Source organism: Bradyrhizobium sp. SZCCHNRI3043, from assembly GCF_032377735.1.
Classification (GTDB): Bacteria; Pseudomonadota; Alphaproteobacteria; order Rhizobiales; family Xanthobacteraceae; genus Bradyrhizobium.
On the sequence record NZ_JAUHID010000008.1, the window covers coordinates 29,693 to 43,781 of the forward strand.

Sequence of the window (14,089 nt, forward strand, 5' to 3'; positions counted from 1 at the left end):
TGTCACGCGGCCCGCCGGTTGGCTTCGGCGCGCGCCCGTTCCTCGATCTGTTCCTTCAGCGCCGCGATCAGGCCGGGCCGGTCGAACTTGGCGATGTAGTCGTAGAGCCCGGCCTGGCGGCCGCGCTCGATCGCCGCCGGCGACACCAGCGACGACACCGCGATGACCGGCATCTGGTTCAGGTTCTGGTCGGCGCGGATCGCCTCGGTAAACTCGAAGCCGTTCATCTCCGGCATCTCGATGTCGGTGACGACGATGTCGAAGCTGTGCCCGGAACGCAGCGTGGCGAGGCCCTCGATCGCCGACGCCGCCGTGCGCACCTTGTAGCCGGCCGACTTCAACACCGGCGCCAGCATGTTGCGGAAGAACGGCGAGTCGTCGACCAAGAGCACCGACTGCGTCTGCGACTCGGTCGCCATCTCCTTGCGGATGAACCAGTCGGCGAACGCCATCGGCAGGAAGTGGCCGACGTCGATCACTTCCGTCGCCTGGCCCTTGATCACCGCCGAGCCGAGGATGCCGTCCTTGGCGCCGGAGACCTGGATGTTGAGCCGCTCCTCGACGATGTCGATGATCTCGTCGACCACGAGGCCCATCGCCCGGGTCTCGTCGGCGAACACCAGGATCGGCTGCGAGCCTGACGTCTGCACCGACACGCCTTCCATCTGCACCAAGGGCATCAGCTGGTCGCGGTACTGCACCATGTAGCGGCCGTTGGAGATCTCGATCTTGTCGGCCGCGATCTCCTCCAGGCGCGTGACCAGCGCCAGCGGCACCGCCTTGGGCTGCGCCGTGCCGGCGCGGAACACCAAGAGCGAGGTGAGCTGCTCGCCGCCGATCGCGTGATGCGCGGCGTGCTCGTCCGACACCGCCTGCGAGGCCGAGCCGGCGGCGCCGAGCGCTTTCGCAATGCCGTTCGGATCGATGATCATGATCACGGCGCCGTCGCCCAGGATGGTGTTGCCCGAGAACATGTCGATGTGACGCAGCTTGGTCGACATCGGCTTGACCACGATTTCCTCGGTGTGGAACACGCAGTCGACCACGATGCCGAAGGTCTGGTTGCCGACCTGCGTCACCACGATGAAGCCGTTCTCCGGATCGGTCGACGAGCCGTCGTCGATCTTCAAGAGCTTCTTCAGATGCATCAGCGGCAGCAGCTTGTTGCGCAAGCGCAGCACCGCGGTGTCCTTGATGCGCTCGATGCGGTGCTCGGAGTTGGCGCGCGCGCGCACCAGCTCGACGACCGACAATTGCGGGATCGCGAAGCGGTCGCCGCCGGCTTCGACGATCAGCGCCGAGACGATCGCGAGCGTCAGCGGGATCTTGATGGTGACCGAGGTGCCCTCGCCGAGCACCGACTTGATGTCGATGGTGCCGCCGATCTGGTCGATGTTGGTGCGCACCACGTCCATGCCGACGCCGCGGCCCGAGACCGAGGTAACGGCGGCCGCGGTCGAGAAGCCCGGCTCGAAGATGAACTTGTGGATCTGCGCTTCCGTCATCTTCTCGAGCTCGGCCTCGGTGACGAGGCCGTTCGCCAAGGCCTTGGCCTTGATGCGCTCGGTGTTGAGGCCGCGGCCGTTGTCGGCGATGCAGATGATGATATGGCCGCCTTCATGATAGGCGGACAGCCGGATCGTGCCCTGCTCGGCCTTGCCGGCCGCGGCGCGCTCGGCCATCGTCTCGAGACCATGATCGGCGGAGTTGCGCACCATGTGGGTGAGCGGGTCCTTGATCAGGTCGAGCACCTGGCGGTCGAGCTCGGTGTCGGCGCCGTGCATCTCGAGCTCGATCTGCTTGCCGAGTTCGGTGGCGAGGTCGCGGACGATGCGCGGCAGCTTCTGCCAGGCATTGCCGATCGGCTGCATGCGCGTCTTCATGACGCCCTCCTGCAGCTCGGCGGTGACGTTGGACAGCCGCTGCAGCGGCACCTTGAACTCGGTGTCCTCGTTGCGGCGGGCGATCTCGAGCAGCTGGTTGCGCGTCAGCACCAGCTCCGAGACCATCGTCATCAGATGTTCGAGCGTGTCGACGTTGACGCGGATCGACTGGTTGGCGACCTTGTCGTTCTCGTGCACCTCGCCATCGGCATTGGCCTTGGCGCGCGCCGCCTTCTTCGGCGCCTCGGCCTTGGCCTCTGCTTCCGCCTTGGCAGGCCCGGCCTTGGCGACCGTCGCCGGGGCAGCGGCTTTGGGCTCAGGCGCCTTCTCATGCGCGGGCGGCAACTCGATCGCGGTCTCGCGGAAGGCCCGCTCGAGCTCGTCGAGCGACACTTCGCCCGGACGCAGCGGACGCTCCAGCGTCTGGTCGATCAGCGAGCCGTGCGTGACCGCGGGCGCGGCCGGCGCTGCAGGCGCAAGCGGTGGCGCGGTCTCGCCGGCCATCGCGATCGGCTCCGCCAACGCGGCCATTGCCGCCATGCCGCGCTCGACCATGGCTTCGAGCTCGCTGATGAGGTCGCGGTCCTCGCCCTCGGGCTCGGCCTCGTTGGCCTCGAGCTGTCCGAGGATGTCCTTGATGCGGTCGATGGTGGTGAGGATCAGCGTCACGGCCTCGCCGGTGACCGGCATGCCGTCGCGGAACTTGCCCATCAGGGTCTCGGCGGCATGCGCCAGCGCTTCGAGCCGCGGCAGGCCGAGGAAGCCGCAGGTCCCCTTGATCGTGTGCACCAGCCGGAAGATGTTATCGAGGATCTTGGCGTTGTTCGGCTCCTGCTCGAACCGCACCAATTGATTATCGACGGTGTCCAGGCTCTCGCTGGTCTCCGTCAGAAACTCACGCAACAGGTCATCCATGAAACTGGCCTTCCAAGAATTGGCGCCGCGGTCACGGGGCGACCGCTGATCCCTGTCAGAGCAACGGTCGGTCCCAGCCTTCACCAGCCGCGCGGATCGATACCCGGCCCTCGCTGACTGGGCTGAACAGACTTTCTGTCCGTGCCATCGTTAGGTGGGGCTTTTATCCGTCCCGTTAATTTTATTGTCCGTGCTAATACGGACGTAGCATCAACCTCTCAGGCTGCGGCGAGCCCGGCCCCTTCGGCGGCCGGAATGTCAAGGCATCGCTTCGGCCGGCGCGACTGCGCGATCCTCTCGCTCGATCAGCGCCCTGATCTCCTTCAGCGCCTTGTACAGCGCTCCTTCCGTGACATGGCGATCCACCGTCTCGGCTTGGCCGGCGGCTTCCGGAATCGCCCTGCGCAACTCGTTCATGCAGGCGAGATAGGACGCGCGATAGCGGATCGCGTCGTTCTTCAGATACATTGTCTGGACGCAGAGATAGAGGCGCTTGGCCGGCGTATCGGCGGTCTCGGCGGTGACGGTGTCACGTTCGCGGAGGATAGGCGCGTCGCCTTCGACGATGAAGCGGGCGCGCGTGTTCGAATTCACGATGACGCTGTCGCCGATCACGATGCGCTCGAAAGGCTTCAGCTCGACCCGCAGGGGCATGGCCCAACTCTCCTCTCAGAAGGCTCCTCTCGGGAGTCTCCTCTCGGGAGCGGCGTCGTCGGCAGGCTGCATTCGCGTCGACACGACGTTGCTCTCGTGCTCGCTGTCCGGCTGATCCGGCGCCGCAGACGCCGAAGCCGAGCGACGTCAATCTTCGAATATTCTAGAGCCGAAGACGGCGGGGCAAGCCCCGCCGCCTCCGATGTTCGTGGGTGCCGCCCGCGCCTTAGCGCAGGAGTTGCAGCACGCTCGCCTGCGACTGGTTGGCGAGCGACAGCGCGGACACCGCGATCGACTGGCGGGTCGACAGCGCCTGGCTGTTGGCCGCTTCCTCGTTGGTGTCGGCCAGCGTCAGGTTCGACGAGCCGGTCTGCAGCACGTTGATCAGGTTCTTGTTGAAGTCCTGACGAACCTGCACGACCGAGAGGTTCGAACCCAGCGTCGAGGCCTCGTTGCGCAGCGTGGAGCTCGCGGTGGTGAGCACGCCGATGACCTTGTTCGCCGAGCTGTTGTCGAGGAAGTCGGTGCCCGAGGTCAACGTCGAGAGGCCGAGGCCCGCCGAGTTGAACGTGACACCAGTGATCGACAGCGTCGACTTGCCGGTTTCGTTGAAGGTCAGCTTCAGCGTGTCGCCGTTCAGCAGGTTGATGCCGTTGAACGAAGCGTCAGCAGCGGTCGTGTTGATCTGCGCCAGCACGTTGTTGTACTGGGAGACCAGGCTTGCGCGCTGCGTCTGCGCGGTCGCATCCGCCACCGGAGCCGCCGCCGTCAGACCATTGAAGGCCTGGCTGGCCGCAGCCGACGTACCACCGATCGCGCCGATCGTGGCCGAAGCCGCGTCGTTGGTCGTGGTGATCGAGATCTTGCCGGTAGACGAGTCGACCGTGGCCTGCAGGTTGTTGGCTGCGAGCTTGGCGTTGAGATCGTTCAGCGACTTGACCTGTCCTGTCCCTAGACCGAACGTGATGCTGGTCGCCGTGCCACCTCCTGTGGCGCCGACCGTCAAGGTCTGACCTGACAAGCCGTCGCCGACAGCAGTCAGCCCGAGCTTGCCCAAGGTGCCGGTGCTGCCCGAGAGCGTCAATCCCGCCGCCGGCGGCGTCAAGGTGATCGCACCCGCGGTGATCGACGCGGTGACGCCGGTCTGGGTCTGGATCGCCGACAGCAGGTTGCTGACGCTGTCGCCGATGCCGATGTTGGTGCCGGACGAGGACGTGCCGGTGACGAAGGTGAAGGTGGTGCCGTTGACGACCAGCGTCTCACCGGAGGTGATGCCGGTGGCGAGGTTGTTCGACGCGGTGCCTGCCGTACCCGACAGCTTGGTCGAGCCGGTGATCGCCACCGCGCTCGAGGTATTGTCGTTGTTCACGACCGAGCCGGTCACAGCCGTCGAGCTGGAGCCGAGCAGGTCGGTGGCGGTCGCGCCGGTCAGAGCCGCCGAGGTCACGCTCGACTTGGTGGAGTAACCCACCGCGCTCTGCAGAACCTGGTTGGCGATCGACTTGGCGCTGTCGACGAGCTTCTGCAGCGAGGTGATGCCGGTGTTGGCGGCCTGCAGCACCTGCACGCCGTTGCCGATGCCGTCGAGCAGATTGGAGATGTCGGAAGCGCGGTTGTCGAGACCCTGGGCGGTGAAGAAGTTGGTCGGATTGTCGAGCGCCGAGTTGACCTTCTTGCCCGTGGAGAGGTTGTTCTGCGTGGTCGCGAGGAGCTGAGCCGTCGACTGGAGCGAGAGCAGGTTCTGGCGAACCGACGCGGAGAGGACGATACCTGACATTGTCATTCCCTTCTGGATGAACATGAGTAAACATCGCCGCACCGTTCTGTCGGCGATGGCGCAGACTGGTCCGCGGAATCCTACCCGTTCGTTAAATTGATCCCGGAACGGCCGCGCGCGGCGTCCGCCGCCGCCGTTAATCCTAATTGGCCGCTAATCAGTTCGATCAAATGCGCGCAGACCGCAGGGACTCGCGGTAAAGTGGCGCGCTGACACGGCCTCGCGGTCGGCGTGCACCGATGCGCGGTGCTACCGTTAAGGCAGCGCTAACTATGAGCTTGCGGAAGAGCGGCCGACTACGAGGGGACGCGGTCGGCGCGCGGGAGGACGATCTCGACGCCGGCGGTCCGGCCGCGCGGCTCCTTGAGCTCCAGACGTCCGTTCGAACGCCTGACGAAATCCTCGACCATGCGGATCTCCGAGAAGGCGGGATCGGCTGGAGAGGCATCCGCCGCGCTCACTGACGCCGTCAACACGATCAGCACGTCGGAGGAAATGCCGTCGGCACCCGAGGCGTCCGCACGCATGCGCCTTGCCTCGATGTCGATGCGGCCGCCATGCTCCAATCGATGTCGGGCCCCGATCGCAAGACACAGCAGTGCCGCCATCAGTTGTCCCGGATCGGCGAAGACGGCCGGCACGTCCGCGCCCACCGATGTCGTCACCTCGACCTCGGTGCCCAATGTCGGACGAAGCAGACGAGCGACGTCGATCAGGAGCTCGTTCAACTCCACCGCACATGGCAGCGGCGGCCGGCCTCTTGCGAACGACAGAAGCTGCGAGGTCAATCGAGCGCCACGAGTCGCAGCCTCGTCGATCAGACGCGCGACGGCCGCCAGTTCGGGCTTGTCCTCGACCGCTTCGGCGAGAATGTCGATGGTCCCCGTGATCACGGTGAGAATGTTGTTGAAGTCGTGCAGCAGGCCACCGGCAACCTGACCGACGATCGCCATTCCTGGGTGGATGTCCGGCGTCGCTGCGGCCGGAATGTCTACGCCCGCGCTCGGCAACGACTGGTTGGACCGCTGGTAGGTGGAAGAGGCCATGAATCCTGCATTACCTGTTGGGGGGGGGAGGACGGCGGGGCTATCGGGACGCAAACGAACGGACGCCGCTGCAACGTTCAGCTTCGTCTTGGCGCTCAGTCTCATCGCTGACCATCGATCGCGCTCCAGCTGGATGCAGCATCAGGCGGACTCCTGCTCCTGCAATGACGACAACCTCGTCACCGCCAGTCGCAAAACACCGGCCGATGCCTCCACTCGCGACGAGGGTTGCATCCGACAGAAAAAGATCCGTCAACGAATCAGCGCGCTTATTAGCGATTTTGGCTTCAAGATGTCCGCTGTCAATTGCGGCCGCATGCTACGTGGTGTTCGTGCCCGCCGGAGCTGCGGCGGCCGGAGCAAGAAGGAGGCTCGCCGCAAGCGCGATACGCTGCTTTCACCAGGCGAGGCCGATGCGTGCCGACTGTATACAACAGCGCGCTATCAGATCAGCACATCGCACACATGTTGATGGCCAAATGCGCAACCGCGCATCCGCGCCCGTCTGCACGACAACGAGCACAGCAGGAACGAATGGCCTTTACTGGGAATATTACCCGTGATTCTTCTTGTCAGCGGATGGGACGCAGTTCTATGGAACCATGAGTGCATTGAGATCTGCGAGGCTCCGTTACTGCAATGCAGGAGATGGCTTTGGACCCCAGCTTGCGTTCTCCGAACGGCTTCCTGTCGTCACTGACCGACGATGACTTCGAGCTGATCCGACCCTATCTGCGGACCGTGGATCTGGTGCAAGACTCCATTCTCGCCGAGGTCGGCGAAAAGCTTTCGCGCATCTACTTTCCTCATCGCGGCGTCATCTCGCTGGTCGTGAACCTCGCGCGCGGAGAGCGCGTTCAGGTGGCGATGATCGGTCGCGATAGTCTCTTCGGAAGCATGTCCCTGCTCGCGGGCGGCGATCCGGTGGTGCTGAACAGCGCGGCGGTCCTCGTTCCCGGTGCAGCATCGGTCGTCGACATCGACAAGGTACGGGCGGCCGCCGAACAGAGCCCCTCGTTTCGCGCGCTGATGTTGCGCCACGCACTCGCCATCTACGTGCAGAGCCAGCAGACCGCCGGTTGCAACGCCGCCCACACCGTCGAGTCGCGTCTCGCCCGTTGCCTGCTGCAGACGCATGACCTTTCAGGCGGCAACAAGCTCTACATCACCCAGGAGGCCCTGGCGCAGATGATCGGCGCCCGGCGCAACAGCGTCTCGCTGGTGGCGAGCACGCTGCAGCAGGCGGACTTCATCCACTATAGCCGCGGCCATATCGAGATCATCGATCTGGACGGGCTGAAGAAGACGGCGTGCGAGTGCTACGGTACGGTGAAGGCCCACTACGAGAATCTGGTCCGGCCACGCAGCGTGCCGTGAGCAGGCGTCGGTCCGGCCCTCGCTCGTCGCGCGCCGTTGCCTCGCCGAGCGCCCTTGCCTCCGTACAACTACGGCCCGTGGCATGATCCCCATCGTCGGCACCGCTGGAATTAACGCGCTGTTCAACGGGCGCTGATAATTGTCGACGTGCTGACGAGCGCGAGTTCCAAGAGGCGTCGAATAATCTTCGTGCTGATATACCTCGCCCGTGTTCGGCTTTTGACCAAACGCGCGGAGTAATGACATGGCCTTTGATCTGTCGATGCCGATCCTGGTGGTCGATGACTACGCCACTATGATCCGGATCATCCGCAACCTGCTGAAGCAGCTCGGATTTGAGAACGTCGACGACGCCAGCGACGGATCGGCCGCGCTCTCGAAGATGCAGGCGAAGAAGTACGGTCTGGTGATCTCCGACTGGAACATGGAACCGATGACCGGCTACGACCTGCTGCGGGAGGTGCGGGCCAGCCCGGAGCTGTCGAAGACCCCGTTCATCATGATCACAGCCGAGTCGAAGACCGAAAACGTCATCGCCGCCAAGAAGGCCGGCGTGAGCAACTACATCGTCAAGCCGTTCAATGCGGCGACGCTCAAGACCAAGATGGAAGCCGTGTTCGGCCCGGCCGAATAGCCGAGCTCCCTGGGAATGTCCTGCGCGGCGGCCGGACCGGTGTTCGGCCGCTTTCTCTTTGGCGGGCGAACTCCGCGTGGTTGACGACTGCAGGACGCATACATCGCCGTGCCCTCCCCGTAGTCGTACGGAAACCAAAATTTACGAGGGGGTCAGAGCCGGCCGATAGACATAATCCTGCTTGCCGATGACCGCGTCAGGGTGGCAAAGGGACAGGGAATTCATGCGCAACGACCTCCTCGTGATCGAAGATGCCGCCGTGCATCTGTCCATCTTGCGAAAGATCGCAGCACAGGCCGGCTTCAACACGACGGACGTGAGCCCGGTCGACGCAGCCTCGATCGTCCTGCAGAAGAGGAACTTGGACTGCGTCATGCCGGACCTCTCGCTGGACAACCGCCCCGGCACCGAGGTTCTCGAGCTGAACATAGATCCTCCCTTCTCGAAGCCGATCGATCTGATGCGGCCCCGGCAGACTCTGAAGCAGATCGCGCAGGAGACCGATTGCCGGCGGCTGGTCAGAGCGGCGGGCTGGTAGCAGGCGATGAGCAACAAGAAGCGCTTTCTGGGAGCGCCTGCAGCGATCGCGCTGATCCTCATCTGCGTCATTGCCGGCAGCAACCTGTTCTTCCTCACCAACCTGCGCGAGAACGCGCTTCAGCACGCCGAGGAAGATCTCAGCCGCCATAGCCTCACGCTTGCAGAGAACGCCGACCGCTCGGTGAAATCGGTCGACCTCGTGCTCACCAGCGTGCGCGACTACCTAGTGCGCGGCGGCGCCATCGACGCTGCAGCGTTTCGCAAGGTCGCGTCAGACCATCAGACCCACCTCCTGCTCAAGGAGAAAATCGCGGGACTGCCGCAGATCGATGCGGTGACGCTGATCGACGCACAAGGCGGGCTCCTGAACTTCTCGCGCTACTGGCCGATCCCGGACGTCAACATCGCCGACCGCGACTATTTCAAGGCGCTGAAGGCCGACCCTGCACTGCGGACCTTCCTCAGCACGCCGGTTCAGAATCGCGGCGACGGCACCTGGAACATCTATTTTGCCCGCCGGCTCGACGATTCCAATGGCGAGTTCATGGGCATGATGCTCGGCGCCATGTCCGTGCCCTATCTGGAGAACTTCTTCGGCTCCACCGCGCAGGGTCTCGATGCCGCGGTGTCGCTGATCCGCGAGGACGGTACGCTGCTCGCGCATTTTCCGCCCACGAGCGAGATCGGCAAGCCGACCTCCGGCTTCGGTCAGCGCGCACTGTCGGCCGGCGGCGTGCTGCGCGAACCCTCCGCACGAACCGGCGAGATGCGCCGGCGGGCGGCAAAGATGCTGCCGAACTATCCCGCGATGATCGTGGTGTCGGTGTTCGAGCACGACGTCCTGAAGGCCTGGCGCGACATGGCGACGCTTCTGGTCATCGTGTCCCTGGTGAGCGCGATGGCCGTGTTCGCGGCCGCCGTCCTGATCTCACGCTGGTGGGAACGCCACGAGCACCTGATCGAGGCCGCCGAGGCCGCGAACGCGGCGAAGTCCACTTTCGTCGCGATGATGAGCCACGAGATCCGCACGCCGATGAACGCGGTGCTCGGCCTCGCCACGACGCTGCTGGAGACCAATCTCGATCCCGAGCAGCGCCGCTCGGTGGTGGCGATCCACAATGCCGGCGACAATCTGCTCGAGATCCTCAACGACATTCTCGACTTCTCCAAGCTCGAATCCGGCCAGCTCTCGCTCGAGGACATCGCGTTCTCCGCCGAGGCCCTGGTCCACAACACGCTGAGCATCATCGGTCCGCGGGCTTCCGCCAAGGACCTGAAGCTGAGGAGCGTCAACGACCCGGCCGTGCCGCCGGCGCTGGTCGGCGACGCCGGCCGCATTCGCCAGATCCTGCTCAACCTGGTGTCCAACGCGGTCAAGTTCACCTCGTCAGGCGAAGTGGTCGTCACGACGCGCGGCATCGAGAAGGATGACGAGAAGGCGACGGTGGAATGGACGGTGACCGACACCGGCATCGGCATTGCCGCCGACAAGATCGGCTCGCTGTTCGCGAACTTCGTCCAGGCCGACAATTCGATCAGCCGCCGGTTCGGCGGCTCCGGACTCGGGCTGGCGATCTGCAAGCGCCTGATCGAGCAGATGGGGGGTGACATCAAGGTCACCTCGACGCTGGGCAGCGGATCCACCTTCTCGTTCCGCCTGACGCTGCCGATTGCCGAGACCATCGCGGTGCCAGAGCAGAACGACGACGGCATCTACACCTCGCTGCAGAACCGGATCGCGGCGTTCGGCCGGCCGCTGCGCGTCCTCGTGGTCGACGACAATCCGACCAATCGCCTGGTCGCGACCAAGATGCTCAAGGATTTCGACATCCAGACCGACACGGCCTGCGACGGCGCCGAGGCCGTCACCGCCGCCAGCCGCTTCAACTACGACCTGATCCTGATGGACGTCCGCATGCCGGAGATGGACGGCTTCCAGGCAACCCGGACCATTCGCGCGCGAGGCGAGCGCCGTTCCAACGTGCCGATCATCGCCTTCACGGCGAACGCCTTCATGGAGGATATTCGGGCCTGCCGGGAAGCCGGGATGAACGACTTCGTCGTCAAGCCGGCCCGCAAGAAAGCGCTCGTGGAAGCCATCCTGCGCGTGCTGCCCCTGCCCGTGCCGGTGCTGGACACCGTGGCGTCAGACGCCCCGCTGGTGCCGGCCCAGCCGGATGCCAGGGCCGCCGACATTGCCGCCGACACCGAAATTGCTCCCGAAGCCGCGCTCGACCGCGAAGCCTATGCCGAGCTGGTCGGCGAGATCGGAGACGAGGCCGCGCAGGAGATCCGCGACGTGTTCTTCAGCGAGACGGATGCGCGGCTGAAGCAGCTCCGCCAGCTGACGCTCGACGGCGAGCGCATCAAGATCGGCCGCGAGGCGCATTCGCTGAAGAGCGCAGCCGGAACCTTCGGGTACCGCCGGCTTGCGACCTACGCGCTCGCGCTGGAGAAGAGCGCGCCACGCCTGTCCGCCAAGGAGTATGCCGAGCTGCTCGACAACATCGAGGCCGCCTACGCCGCCGCCCGCGCCCAGGAGCTGCAATATTGAAGCGGGGGAGGCCGCAGGCCTCCATGGCGCAATCCGATCTGCGCGGCGTCTCGCACGCCGCACCGCCGCGACGGGCTCGGACGACCGAGATGGCAAACGGGACCTTCACGACGCGGATTCGCTGAACCTGATCTTCATATTCCCTTACAATAAGTTGACGCCGTACTTCTACGGCTCACGATTTTCACAATCAACTAATCATGAGCTGCGAGACTCGGGGTCACATAGGAGATGTGTCCCATGTTTACTTTTGAAACCGCCGACCAGAAGGAAGTCAGGCGTTTCCGAATTGCGCAGTTCAACGGCCGGACCGCGACCGTGAAATCCGGCGGATCGACGATCACCGGCCACGTCCGTTCAGTCATGGAGAACGAAGCGAGCGTACCGCCGCGCTGGACCATTACGATCGTGCCGGCACCGCCCAAGGCGCAGGCGCCGCTGCGCCCGACCTCCCGGGTTCGCCCCTTCGCCGAGGATTATTTCTGACAGCACGGACGTCCGCGTCCCGCTCAGCGCGTTCGACCGAGCCGGTCGGACGCCGATCTTCATTGCCTGCAGCGCGGGGCACCGCGGGGGTCGAAAGCGCGAGCGCGGCATTCGCGCTCGTCCGCCGTCATCCGATCTGGTTGAGAAGTGCTGCGCGAACGAGTTCGGCTGTGTTGCGCGCGCCAACCTTGCGCATGGCCTCGGCGCGATGGCTCTCGAAGGTGCGGGGGCTGATGCCCATGCGCAAGGCGCCCTCCTTGTTCGAATGCCCCTCACTGATCAGCTTGAGGACCTCGTGTTCGCGCGGGGTCAGCGACTTGCTGGCCCGGCCGGGTGGTCGCGCGGGCGCCGTGCCCTGCTCGTGAGCCGGCACCATCCGCGACAGCGGTCTTAACTGCCCGTGCGCGCCGGACATCTGGTTGACCAGGGCGCAGATCCGCTCGGTCTGCAGCAACGCGTTGTCGACGACCACCTGGACATGCCGGCGCTCGCCGGGCGTCCTGGCGATCTCGTCGCTGCGCTGCTTGATTTCCTCCATGTAGAGCATCAGGGCGGTGAGCGAACCGTTCAGCTGACGCGCCAAAGCAAGCGTGCCCTGGTCGTCGTGACGTCCCATCGCGAGCGGCGCAGATGTGCCGGAACGGGTCGCCAGGAGGTCCGGGTCGTTAACTCCTTGGCCGCCCGGAGCAGGTGCGGCGTGAGCGTCGGAAAGGCTGTTGTTCAGCTGTGCCATGCCTCATTCTGACGCGGCGGCAACTTTAACATGGTTAATTATACCGTCCGTAGCAATACGGGATTTTTCCCGGCAACTCGCGCAACCGCCGCTAATTTTCCCAAAAGTTACAATCTGAAATGGTTAAGCCGGGCGTGATGCCGTGCTTCGGGAGACCCGTCCCCGGCGCGTGCCGCGACGCCTGTCCACGATGTCGTGCAATGCTACGATTGTTTACTGACATTAATTTCGCACCAACTGTTTCGTGCTTCGATGAGCTCCGTGCTCGTCCGTGGAGACGAGCGACCTTGACATATAGCTGACAGCCTGACGCCAATGGGACCGGTCGACCGGATCTGGGAATTCCTGCAGCGGTTGTCACCGCTGACACGAAGCTGCCTGCTCAGCGAGCTCGAACGGCTGGAGCTGAGCGGCGTCGACATGCCGGGATCCGCCGACCTCCAGGCCCGGCTGCGCGCCGAGATCCGCAACAACAATGGCGCCGGCGGCCACCGCACCATCAATCCGTCGCGCTACTTCTTCATGCCCGTCGAGCAGCTTCTCATCGACGGTTCGCCGGAGCATGCCAATGAGGGCCGCATTGCCCGCGGCTCCCTCACGCCGATCTGGGAATGGATCTCGCGCGATCTGCTGCCGACCATGGCGCGAGACTACAACGCGCAGATGAAGGACCTGATCGCCGGGGACAAGCAGCGCGAGATCCGCCAGGTCGCGAGCGCGTTCCAGACCAAGGTGACGAAGTCGCTGGAAGGCACGTTGGCGCGCGCCGAGGGCATCGAGCAGGTCCGCAGCAAGCTGAAGGCCTATACGGCCTCGCCGTCGGTGTTCGACGACGTCGTCAAGCTGTTGAAGGCGCTGCGCGCCCGCGAGGAACTCGCTAAGTTCGCCGATTCGCTGCCGGACCGGATCGTTGAGTTCGACGATCCGCAGGTGAAGAAGATGGTGCTGCTGCTCGATGCGCTGCGCAAGAGGCAGCCGGAAGCCGTGCCCTTTGCGTTGACGCTGGTCGCCAAGCGTCTGAAGGAGCCCTGGCAGGTGTTGCGGCTGGCGACCAAGGCGGCGCGCTCGAAGAACGTCGCGGATGTCATCGCGGCGCCCTACGCCATGACCGTGCCGATGGTGCTCGATCAGCTCGAGGACAAGCGGCTCGCGCTTCGTGTCGCGTTGAAGAACAACCGCGTCGTGACCGCCAAGGAAATCCTAACCAGCATCTATGACATCGAGTATGCGATCCAGGTCCGCATCGATCGCATCGACGAGTCCGAGTGGGGCACGCGCCTGAACGCCATCATGGCCAATACCGACAGAATGGTGCAGGCCGAGGTCAAGCGCTTCCCCGCAGAAGTTGGGCACGTGCTCGGCTCCAACCGGCTGCGCAGCCATCGCTCGTTCGGCGGCCGCCTCACCTATTTCGCCTGGAAGGGCCGTGACGCGATCAAGACGGTGCTGCGGTCGGCAACCGGTTGACGGCCGCGCGTTCAGAGCGCCCT

General features: G+C 64.6%; 12 protein-coding genes. 7 read left to right on the forward strand and 5 right to left on the reverse strand.

Annotation, left to right across the window (positions count from 1 at the left end; genetic code table 11):
* Nucleotides 1–2: 2 nt before the first annotated feature.
* From QX124_RS17780 to QX124_RS17795, 4 genes are all read right to left on the reverse strand, one after another.
* Nucleotides 3–2,798 (reverse strand): hybrid sensor histidine kinase/response regulator, encoded by a 2,796-nt coding sequence (locus tag QX124_RS17780; protein WP_315796963.1) that lies wholly within the window; start codon nt 2,796–2,798, stop codon nt 3–5.
* Between the two features lie 258 nt (nt 2,799–3,056).
* Nucleotides 3,057–3,452, reverse strand: coding sequence for a flagellar biosynthesis repressor FlbT (gene flbT, locus QX124_RS17785; RefSeq protein ID WP_315740791.1), 396 nt, complete (start codon nt 3,450–3,452; stop codon nt 3,057–3,059).
* Nucleotides 3,453–3,678: 226 nt separating this feature from the next.
* Nucleotides 3,679–5,229 carry a flagellin gene (locus QX124_RS17790; protein ID WP_315740792.1) on the reverse strand — a complete coding sequence of 517 codons (1,551 nt, stop codon included), beginning with the start codon at nt 5,227–5,229 and terminating at the stop codon, nt 3,679–3,681.
* 296 nt (nt 5,230–5,525) lie between these two features.
* The gene (locus QX124_RS17795) at nt 5,526–6,275 is read right to left on the reverse strand and encodes a histidine kinase dimerization/phospho-acceptor domain-containing protein (RefSeq protein WP_315740793.1); all 750 of its coding nucleotides are present in this window, start codon (nt 6,273–6,275) and stop codon (nt 5,526–5,528) included.
* Here QX124_RS17795 and QX124_RS17800 point away from each other — a divergent pair.
* The 6 genes from QX124_RS17800 to QX124_RS17825 all read left to right on the forward strand — a co-directional run bounded on the left by QX124_RS17800 (nt 6,274) and on the right by QX124_RS17825 (nt 11,866).
* Entirely contained in the window at nt 6,274–6,747 is a 474-nt protein-coding gene (locus QX124_RS17800) for a hypothetical protein (RefSeq protein ID WP_315797849.1), read from the forward strand. The genes QX124_RS17795 and QX124_RS17800 overlap by 2 nt on opposite strands.
* A gap of 182 nt (nt 6,748–6,929) precedes the next feature.
* Nucleotides 6,930–7,652, forward strand: coding sequence for a Crp/Fnr family transcriptional regulator (locus QX124_RS17805; RefSeq protein ID WP_315740838.1), 723 nt, complete (start codon nt 6,930–6,932; stop codon nt 7,650–7,652).
* A gap of 244 nt (nt 7,653–7,896) precedes the next feature.
* Nucleotides 7,897–8,286: a response regulator gene (locus tag QX124_RS17810; RefSeq protein WP_008968243.1), complete on the forward strand. Its 390-nt coding sequence runs from the start codon at nt 7,897–7,899 to the stop codon at nt 8,284–8,286.
* A 223-nt stretch (nt 8,287–8,509) separates the two neighbouring features.
* On the forward strand, nt 8,510–8,824 hold the full coding sequence (locus QX124_RS17815; protein WP_315797953.1) for a response regulator: 315 nt from the start codon (nt 8,510–8,512) through the stop codon (nt 8,822–8,824).
* A gap of 6 nt (nt 8,825–8,830) precedes the next feature.
* Nucleotides 8,831–11,380, forward strand: a complete 2,550-nt coding sequence (locus QX124_RS17820) for a hybrid sensor histidine kinase/response regulator (RefSeq protein WP_315797850.1) — start codon at nt 8,831–8,833, stop codon at nt 11,378–11,380.
* Between the two features lie 240 nt (nt 11,381–11,620).
* Complete coding sequence (locus QX124_RS17825; RefSeq protein WP_315740795.1) at nt 11,621–11,866, forward strand: hypothetical protein; 246 nt, start codon at nt 11,621–11,623, stop codon at nt 11,864–11,866.
* Nucleotides 11,867–11,993: 127 nt separating this feature from the next.
* On the opposite strand, the gene QX124_RS17830 is transcribed toward QX124_RS17825, so the two are convergent.
* Complete coding sequence (locus QX124_RS17830) at nt 11,994–12,599, reverse strand: LuxR C-terminal-related transcriptional regulator (RefSeq protein WP_315797851.1); 606 nt, start codon at nt 12,597–12,599, stop codon at nt 11,994–11,996.
* Nucleotides 12,600–12,914: 315 nt separating this feature from the next.
* Here QX124_RS17830 and QX124_RS17835 point away from each other — a divergent pair, with 315 nt between their 5' ends.
* The gene (locus QX124_RS17835; RefSeq protein WP_315740797.1) at nt 12,915–14,066 is read left to right on the forward strand and encodes a hypothetical protein; all 1,152 of its coding nucleotides are present in this window, start codon (nt 12,915–12,917) and stop codon (nt 14,064–14,066) included.
* Nucleotides 14,067–14,089: the final 23 nt, after the last annotated feature.

Coding starts and splice junctions, on each gene's coding strand:
- QX124_RS17780 (WP_315796963.1), bottom strand. CDS start 2,798: ATGGATGACCTGTTGCGTGAGTTTCTGACGGAGACCAGCGAGAGCCTG.
- flbT (WP_315740791.1), bottom strand. CDS start 3,452: ATGCCCCTGCGGGTCGAGCTGAAGCCTTTCGAGCGCATCGTGATCGGC.
- QX124_RS17790 (WP_315740792.1), bottom strand. CDS start 5,229: ATGTCAGGTATCGTCCTCTCCGCGTCGGTTCGCCAGAACCTGCTCTCG.
- QX124_RS17800 (WP_315797849.1), top strand. CDS start 6,274: ATGAATCCTGCATTACCTGTTGGGGGGGGGAGGACGGCGGGGCTATCG.
- QX124_RS17795 (WP_315740793.1), bottom strand. CDS start 6,275: ATGGCCTCTTCCACCTACCAGCGGTCCAACCAGTCGTTGCCGAGCGCG.
- QX124_RS17810 (WP_008968243.1), top strand. CDS start 7,897: ATGGCCTTTGATCTGTCGATGCCGATCCTGGTGGTCGATGACTACGCC.
- QX124_RS17815 (WP_315797953.1), top strand. CDS start 8,510: ATGCGCAACGACCTCCTCGTGATCGAAGATGCCGCCGTGCATCTGTCC.
- QX124_RS17820 (WP_315797850.1), top strand. CDS start 8,831: ATGAGCAACAAGAAGCGCTTTCTGGGAGCGCCTGCAGCGATCGCGCTG.
- QX124_RS17825 (WP_315740795.1), top strand. CDS start 11,621: ATGTTTACTTTTGAAACCGCCGACCAGAAGGAAGTCAGGCGTTTCCGA.
- QX124_RS17830 (WP_315797851.1), bottom strand. CDS start 12,599: ATGGCACAGCTGAACAACAGCCTTTCCGACGCTCACGCCGCACCTGCT.
- QX124_RS17835 (WP_315740797.1), top strand. CDS start 12,915: ATGGGACCGGTCGACCGGATCTGGGAATTCCTGCAGCGGTTGTCACCG.